The organism is Pseudotamlana agarivorans, assembly GCF_018860245.1.
Classification (GTDB): Bacteria; Bacteroidota; Bacteroidia; order Flavobacteriales; family Flavobacteriaceae; genus Pseudotamlana; species Pseudotamlana agarivorans_A.
The window spans coordinates 83,565-91,384 of record NZ_JAHKPD010000023.1; the positions used below are offsets into that span (position 1 = coordinate 83,565).

The following is a 7,820-nucleotide window of genomic DNA, read 5'->3' on the forward strand; positions in this document are numbered from 1 at the left end:
TGTTATTTGGTATGCAATAGTATTAAATTATGTTGACTTTGATGTTAAAAAGGAACGCCAAAACTTGAGGCTACGAATTTTATAAAGTATACCATAAATTGGTAAACTTCGCAAATCGAACTGTGTTACTTCAATAATAACCTTCTAATTAATCTGATATAAAATTATGGAGTTGTTTTCTCCTTTAGTAACAAACTCTAGCTTGTGGTCTTTATCTATTTGTTTGAGTTCGATAGGACCACTGCCGTAAACGGGGAAGTTTGGTAAAAGCTTCGACTGGCTATCGAATAAATACACTTTATTTACATGTAAATCTGTAGTCGACACATAAATTTTGTTGTTTATATAAAACAAACCAGGTTTAGAATATTGCCCGAAATCTAACTCGGTAATCTTGTCCTTTATGCGCAGTTTATTTTCCGTTTGTGCCACTAAAGTTTTACTAGTAGTTTCTAAACCGTGATTTATAGTCAAGTTTAATTTTTTAATAGAAACACCACCTCGTGTATCGGTCGATATTAAATCACCGGTCTCTGTTGTGGTTGTAAAGTTGTTGTTGAAATTGAAAATTGGTGCATTGGAGAAACTCTTGAACGCTTTAGTTTTAACCCTTGTTTTTCCTGTTCGGTTTAATACGTAAAGCTTAGTTTTTGTTTTAAAAACAATATAATCTTTGCCTGAAATTCTGAAATGCTCTGGTTTACAGATAATAGAATTATTCGCCGATTTAAAGGTAAAACCTTTTACAAATTTCCCTCTACCATCATACATGAAAAGTTTTTTACCTTGAGTTACGAGTAAACGGTAGTTTCTTCTATTATCATAATCAAAAACCGCTAGAGGCTGGGTGATTTCATCTTTAAATTTTAATGCGAATGGTTTAACTTCATTACCCTTACGGTCTAAAACATAAACACGGTTTGAAGTTGCAAAAGCCAATTGAAGTCTACCATTTTTATACATGTCAATTTGCTCTATACGTCCTAAAACAGGGCCTTCAAGCTGCTTTTTCCAAAGTATTTTTCCCTTGTTAGAAATTAAGTATAAGTTGTTGCTAACATCTTGAACCACGATTTCTTGTTGTTTTGAAATATGGTTTTTAACAAATTGCGGATTATTTAAAAGGTGATTATCCAGTTTTATATTAAGTTCTTCAGAAATTGAATTTTCATAAGTCTTCGTTTTATTCTTTTGAATGATGCCATTTACATGAGCAAAATTTGTGTCATATATAAATTGAATAGCCGAAGCATTGTAATTGGATACGTTGAATTTTTCTGAAGCTTCAAGGTTCCTGTCTAAAATATGTTTTAATGATGAAGCATTATTATACTGAAGTAAGGATGCGGCATCACTAATACCTGCTTTAGTATTTTTGTAGAAATCCTTTTCGGCTAAAGTTGTTTTGTTTTGGTAATTGGAAATGATATTTTGAAGCATGTCTTTATCGTCTGTAAAAACAAAAAATTGATCTAATACACAGTAATTACTAGCCTTTTCGAAGGAAATCAATGGTGAGAACTTCTGTTTAAATAAATCGGGCCGACTAAAATCGTAGATGTTAACGTTCCGGTAATTGTCGATTAACGATTGTTCTCCTACAAGCGCATCATTGGTGGCTATAACATCTAAAGAATTTAATACAATAGCCCTATTGTCAGCTTCGTAAATCACACCAACTTCAATCACATCATTAAATAAAGCGTTATCATTAATTAAAGAGTCTTTTTCCTGAAATTGACGAATATTAGTTTCGAAAGTTTTAAAATCATCAAAAGTCATGCTTAAAAAGCCATCACTGTTGGATGGGGTGATATATTGAATTTGGTTTACCTGCGGAATAGTACCTTTAAAGATGTTTATTAAACTTTTAGTAGAATCGTTGGCTTTAGAGATGCCGTTAAATTGTATACTATTCTGATTCAATTCGATGTCAAGAGCGAAATATTCCGAGAAATCGTTTAAAGGAATGGAGTCTTGAATAAAAAAGGACTTTAGAAAAGGGTTTTCAGGTTTAACGATTATCGAAAAGGCTCTATCGGATCCTGTCGTGCTATATATTTTTTCTAAATCATAATCTTTTGTAACGTCCTCAAAAACGGCTTCAACTAATGCTTTCGATGAAGAAGCAAAAAAGGTGCTATCTATAACCGTGCTGTAAAATATGGCGTTATCAATAGTCGATTTTACTATCGTTTTCTTTTTATAAACCAGAGATTCTTCCATGTAATTAGGAATGGAATCTGTTTCAAATAAAGATTTTTCAAATTTTGTAATTAATGAAAATTGTAAACTATCACTATTATCCTTAGAAAGACAGATTAAAAAATCACTTTTAGGCTTAAAGAATTCGAGGTTTTCTAGGCGCTTTTCTGAGTTTTTATAATTAGTAGTATTGGAAAGTTGTTTAAAAAGGTCATTGTTTTGTATACCACTTTTTACCCTGTCGAATTGCGACGTTTTTATAATAATGGAAGCGTTTTTTGGAGCAAAATCTAAAAGTTTAGAACGTTTAGTGCTCACATTTGTACAGCTAATTAAGGATATAAGTAGGAGCGGGATGCAAAATAATCTCATGGGATGCAATTGTTTCTACAAACCTACTATATTTTTTAATTCATTTAAAACCTTATAGCGTTAACTTTAACTGTTCTGGTAATAATCTAAATGTTTTACGATGATATTTAGTAATACCGAATTCTTTAATTGCTGCGCGATGTTCTTTTGTTGGGTAACCTTTATTTTTTTTCCAATTATACATCGGGAACTCTTCATGTATTTTCTCCATGTATAAATCACGGTAAGTTTTTGCTAGAACCGAAGCAGCTGCAATACTTAAGTATTTACCGTCTCCTTTTATTATAGTTTCATGCGGTATGTTTGGGTAGGTCTTAAACCTGTTTCCATCAACAATTATAAATTCAGGAATAGGCGCTAATTTAGCTATGGATTTATGCATGGCAAGAATGGAAGCGTTCAATATATTGATGGTATCAATTTCTTCTTGGAAAACATGAGAAACACCAAAGCATAAAGCTTGTTCTTCAATAATCGGCTTTAAAAGCATGCGTTTCTTTTCGCTAATTTGCTTTGAATCATTTAAAACGGTATTCTTAAAATTTTTGGGTAGTATTACCGCAGCTGCTGTCACCGGTCCAGCTAAACAACCACGGCCAGCTTCATCGGTGCCACATTCTAAAATTAAACCAGAATGATTTTTTAATAACATGCTGCTAAAATATTGATTAATCTAAAATATTTCTGCTAAATACATGGGCAACTTTCTAAATTCAGTTACCTTAATATCGTAATAAGTGTTTTTAATGTTATACAACCATATAATATGAGGGTTTTCAGGCTGTAGCAGATTTGAATTTATTAGGTTTTCTTTATTTGAAATAATTTCACGCACTTTACGTTCAAATAATTACTTTTGCTTCTAGAAAAAATTGTTCGAGCGATACAGCATAAACGTTGTTATTTACCTATAAGTTTAATATGAGAGTAACATTAAAAAGGAATATTAATAAAAGGAAGCCAGTACTTAGTACTATAATTTTAGTTTTCGTATTTCTGTTATTTTCTAATTTGATTGGTGCTCAAGCTAACCCCGAACGACGTTTGGCAGGAACAAGTCAAGATTCTATTAGAGAGCCTGAACCAGATAGGAATACCGAAGGCAGTAAAAAGGTTAAATTAAAAGGGGATATTGAGGAATATCAAATTATATCCCACCTTAATGATACGACCTATCTCGATACGACTTTAACGATTCAAAAGGATTATAAATTCAATTATTTAAGAAAGGATAATTTTGGGTTAATTCCATTTTCAAACTTGGGACAAACCTATAATAGTCTAACCTATAACTTTGAAAATACAAAGTTAATGCCCCGCTTTGGTGCACGTGCCAGACACTTTAACTTTATGGAAGTTGAAGATATTAACTATTACCGAGTGCCTACACCTTTAACCGAGTTGTCTTATAGATCGGCTTTCGAACAAGGTCAGCTTGTAGATGCCTTTTTTACAGCAAATATGTCTCCGAGGTTAAACTTTTCTATTGCTTATAAGGGATTACGTTCCTTAGGGAAATATCAGCACCTTTTAACCAGTACAGGGAATTTTCGTTTCACTATGAGTTATGCTACCAAAAATGACCGATATCATGTGCGTGGGCATTGGGTGACTCAAGATTTAATGAATCAAGAAAATGGTGGTCTAGATGAAGATAGTGTACTTAATTTTGAATCTGGAAATCCTGAGTTTTCAGACCGTTCCATTTTAGAGGTTGGTTTTGAAAATGCTGAGAACATATTAGTGGGTAAACGTTATCATTTAGATCATCATTATAAGATTATCAAGCCAAACGATTCTCTTGCTAAAAATAAATTAAACATCAATCATATAATAACTGCTGAAAGTAAATATTACCAATACGATCAAACTACAGCAAACACAACTTACTTCGGAAGTTCTTTTAATTCAAACAACCTTTATGATAAAACAACCTTAAAAACCCTGTATAATGAGTTGCAGTTAAATTATAGTAACAACATAATTGGGGATTTACAATTTAATGTTAACGACACCTACTATAATTATGGGTATGATCAATTGGTATTGGTAAATGGAGAAACCATAACCAATAGACTAAAAGGTGATGTCGTTGCAGTAGGGGGGAAATATCATAAACAGTATAAAGGTTTTGAGTTGGTGGGAGATATAGGTGCAAATATTTTAGGAGATTTTGATGGAAATTATATAAAAGCCGAAGCTTCCTTTAAATTGAATAAAGATATCGAGGCCATTGCTTCCATAAACCACAGCTCAAAAGCGCCTAACTTTAATACTTTGTTATATCAAAGTAATTATTTGGATTATAATTGGCAAAACGATTTTAATAATCAAGAAACCCAGCAACTGGCATTTAAGTTAAAATCGGATAAGTGGGCAAACATTTCGGTAGACTTTTCTACTATTGATAATTATGTCTATTTCAAGGAAGATCAAATTTCTGGACAGGTGTCTCCCTTCCAAAATGATGAAACGCTCACTTATTTAAGAGTGCGATTAGAAAAAGAATTCCGTTTAGGTAAGTTTGCCTTGAATAACACCATAGAATACCAGAGTGTTGACGACGCCAATCAAGTTTTAAATGTGCCAGAATTTAATACACGTAACACCTTATATTTTTCTAGCCATATGTTTAAAAAAGCCTTGTTTTTACAAACAGGGTTGACTGTAAATTATTTTACTAAGTATTATATGAATGCTTACAATCCTGTGTTAGCAGAGTTTTATGTTCAGAACGATAGAACATATGGGAACTTTCCAAGATTTGATTATTTTATAAATGCCAAGATTCGTCAAGCGCGCTTATTTTTAAAAGCCGAACATTTTAACTCATCGTTTACCGGGAATAATTTTTACTCGGCACCTAATAACCCATATCGCGATTTTACAGTGCGATTTGGTGTAGTTTGGGCGCTCTTCTTATAGCTAAAGTGCTTTCGGTTCTTCTTTATTATATTACAAGTGTGTATGATTTAGCGAGTAGCTATTAATTATAGTTATTGAAATTTTTATAAGTTTTAAGTAAGATAAATAATTGAACCTTATAGGTTTGTGCTTGTTTAAAATTAAACTTGTTAAATAAATGACTAAATTTACGTGAGTACAAGACTTTCTAAATTAACTGTTGGTTAAAATATTTTAATTATGAAGAATATATTATTTGTGTTATTTGCCTTAATATTGAGTCCTAATTTAACCTATTCACAAATACAGGATGATCTTCTTCCTTTTGAGGCTGTAAGCTATCCTAAAATAGACGATTGGCATATTGCTGTTTTTCCTATTGATTTTACAGATATCCCTTCTAAATACCGAGCCGGATTTCCAAGTAAAGATGGCTGGAGTCAAACTGTTTTTCAGGGAGATATTTCATCATGGTTTCAGGATATGAGTTACGGAACAACAACTATTACTGGTGATGTATTTGATTATACCACATCCTCAGAGGTTTTTTTTGATACAAACACAGGTCAAGTAGCTTCCTTTGATCAGGTTTTAGGGGGTATAGATATTACGGCCGCTGGTTTTAATATTAATAATTACGATTTTGTCGTGTTTATTTTTTGTCATGATGCCGCAGTACAACAAAGTATAACTAAAAATCAAGATTTTACTATTAATGGCACTTCTTATAATCAGCAAGTGGTTACGGTATCCTATCAAAACGGACAATTCCATAGAGATCCGGGCTTTCCAGAAGTAGATCAATTAAACGAATTAAATAAATATTTAATAGCTACTGGAACCGATACGGTTGAAGAAGGCGATGTAAATTATACGATGTCTCATTTTGAAGCAGTTTTATTGCATGAGTTAGGGCATAGTATGGGATTAGATAATCATGCTAACAGTAGTACAAATGGTAACAAAGCAGCTCATGAAACTCCAGAAGTGGCAAATAACGGTTCTTTGTTAAATGAAAATTACGGAAATAAGTTCGACATAATGGGGAGTAGGGATTATGGGATTGGAATGAATGGTGCCATGCGAGACTTATGTGGATTAATAAATGCTGAAACTATCTATTCAAAAAACTGGTGGGGTAAGACGTTAAAAATAACGGTTAATCCTGTGACCGCTATGTCCGGTAAGCGTTTTATAGAAGTGCTTCTGCCAGACCAGCGGGATTTTTTAGGACTAAAACGCCACGGCTATCAATTGGAAGTTAAAACTATAGATGGTTATTATACCATGTTAAACAATCCTGAGTTAGACAACAATACGAATGGTTTTTTTGTTCATAAAATTAGTGGAACAGAAGATTTACTTCTAGACATGAGTCCTTCATCTAATATTAATTATTTCGGTGATTATTTAGCAGATATACGAGATGTAGTTCTAAAACCGGGAATGACTTATGAAAATGACGATGTAATATTTGAAAATGTTGTAGATAATAATGATGGTAGCTGGTCTATAGACATTACTATAAAAGCAGATTTAATTATAACTCCGGAGCCAACATTTTCATCGGCAACACGCTTGCTTAATGGGAACATACAAGTTGAATGGGTGAACAACTGTAACGATTGTGGTAATAACGAACAATTTATTATAAGTTATAGAAAGGTTGGTGAGCAATTTTGGAACTCAATATCTGATGCCGATTTAAATTCAGGAACCTATATGGTTACAACTTTAACAGGGAACACCGATACGTATGAATTTAGAGGGGCTATATCAGGAAGTGCAACACATTATGATTCTTTGTATTCTAACACTGTATCTACATCAAGCCTTGGAATTGAAGAGGTTTTAGATACTGCACCAAGCATCTATCCAAACCCATCATCCCATATTGTTAATATTGATATAGATGAAATTTTTAATGTTGTAATTTATAATGCTGTTGGAAAAATGGTGTTAGAAAAATCAAATTCCAAACAGATAGACGTGCAAAATTTAAAACCAGGAATCTATTTTTTAAAAATCATTACTCAAGGAAAAATATTTTATCATAAAATTCTTAAAAAATAGCAAAAATTATCAAAGTTATTATTCTATTGGAACTATGAAAGACTCAGTTAACCTTGAATTCCTGGTCTGAGTTTTTTGCTTTCCGCGCCTTTGCATCTATACGAAACATAACTATTGTCACTCGGGGATATACTTAGAAGAATTGCAATGAGAGTTCAATATACCTCATAATAAAAAGTATTTAGCCTTTCGGCGGAATTATTCTCGTTACATATAATGTGTACCTATATAATAGGAAGAACATTCAATAACTTTTAAAGTTTTTA

At 32.4% G+C, this 7,820-nt stretch carries 4 protein-coding genes; 2 read left to right on the forward strand and 2 right to left on the reverse strand.

Annotated features, from left to right (window positions below; translation table 11 throughout):
- Positions 1-144 precede the first annotated feature (144 nt).
- On the reverse strand, positions 145-2,577 hold the full coding sequence (locus KO493_RS14575; protein WP_216068718.1) for a ribonuclease HII: 2,433 nt from the start codon (positions 2,575-2,577) through the stop codon (positions 145-147).
- 52 nt (positions 2,578-2,629) lie between these two features.
- Positions 2,630-3,229: a ribonuclease HII gene (locus tag KO493_RS14580; protein WP_216068719.1), complete on the reverse strand. Its 600-nt coding sequence runs from the start codon at positions 3,227-3,229 to the stop codon at positions 2,630-2,632.
- Positions 3,230-3,498: 269 nt separating this feature from the next.
- Between KO493_RS14580 and KO493_RS14585 the strand changes: the two genes are divergently transcribed.
- Together KO493_RS14585 and KO493_RS14590 are read left to right on the forward strand one after the other, a co-directional pair.
- Positions 3,499-5,502 (forward strand): putative porin, encoded by a 2,004-nt coding sequence (locus KO493_RS14585; protein ID WP_216068720.1) that lies wholly within the window; start codon positions 3,499-3,501, stop codon positions 5,500-5,502.
- A 219-nt stretch (positions 5,503-5,721) separates the two neighbouring features.
- A complete protein-coding gene (locus KO493_RS14590; protein ID WP_216068721.1) occupies positions 5,722-7,554 on the forward strand; it encodes a zinc-dependent metalloprotease in 1,833 nt (610 codons plus the stop codon).
- Positions 7,555-7,820 lie beyond the last annotated feature (266 nt).

What these genes read in the sequence shown, in the direction of transcription:
- KO493_RS14575 (WP_216068718.1), bottom strand. Translation starts at nt 2,577, where the DNA reads ATGAGATTATTTTGCATCCCGCTCCTACTTATATCCTTAATTAGCTGT.
- KO493_RS14580 (WP_216068719.1), bottom strand. Translation starts at nt 3,229, where the DNA reads ATGTTATTAAAAAATCATTCTGGTTTAATTTTAGAATGTGGCACCGAT.
- KO493_RS14585 (WP_216068720.1), top strand. Translation starts at nt 3,499, where the DNA reads ATGAGAGTAACATTAAAAAGGAATATTAATAAAAGGAAGCCAGTACTT.
- KO493_RS14590 (WP_216068721.1), top strand. Translation starts at nt 5,722, where the DNA reads ATGAAGAATATATTATTTGTGTTATTTGCCTTAATATTGAGTCCTAAT.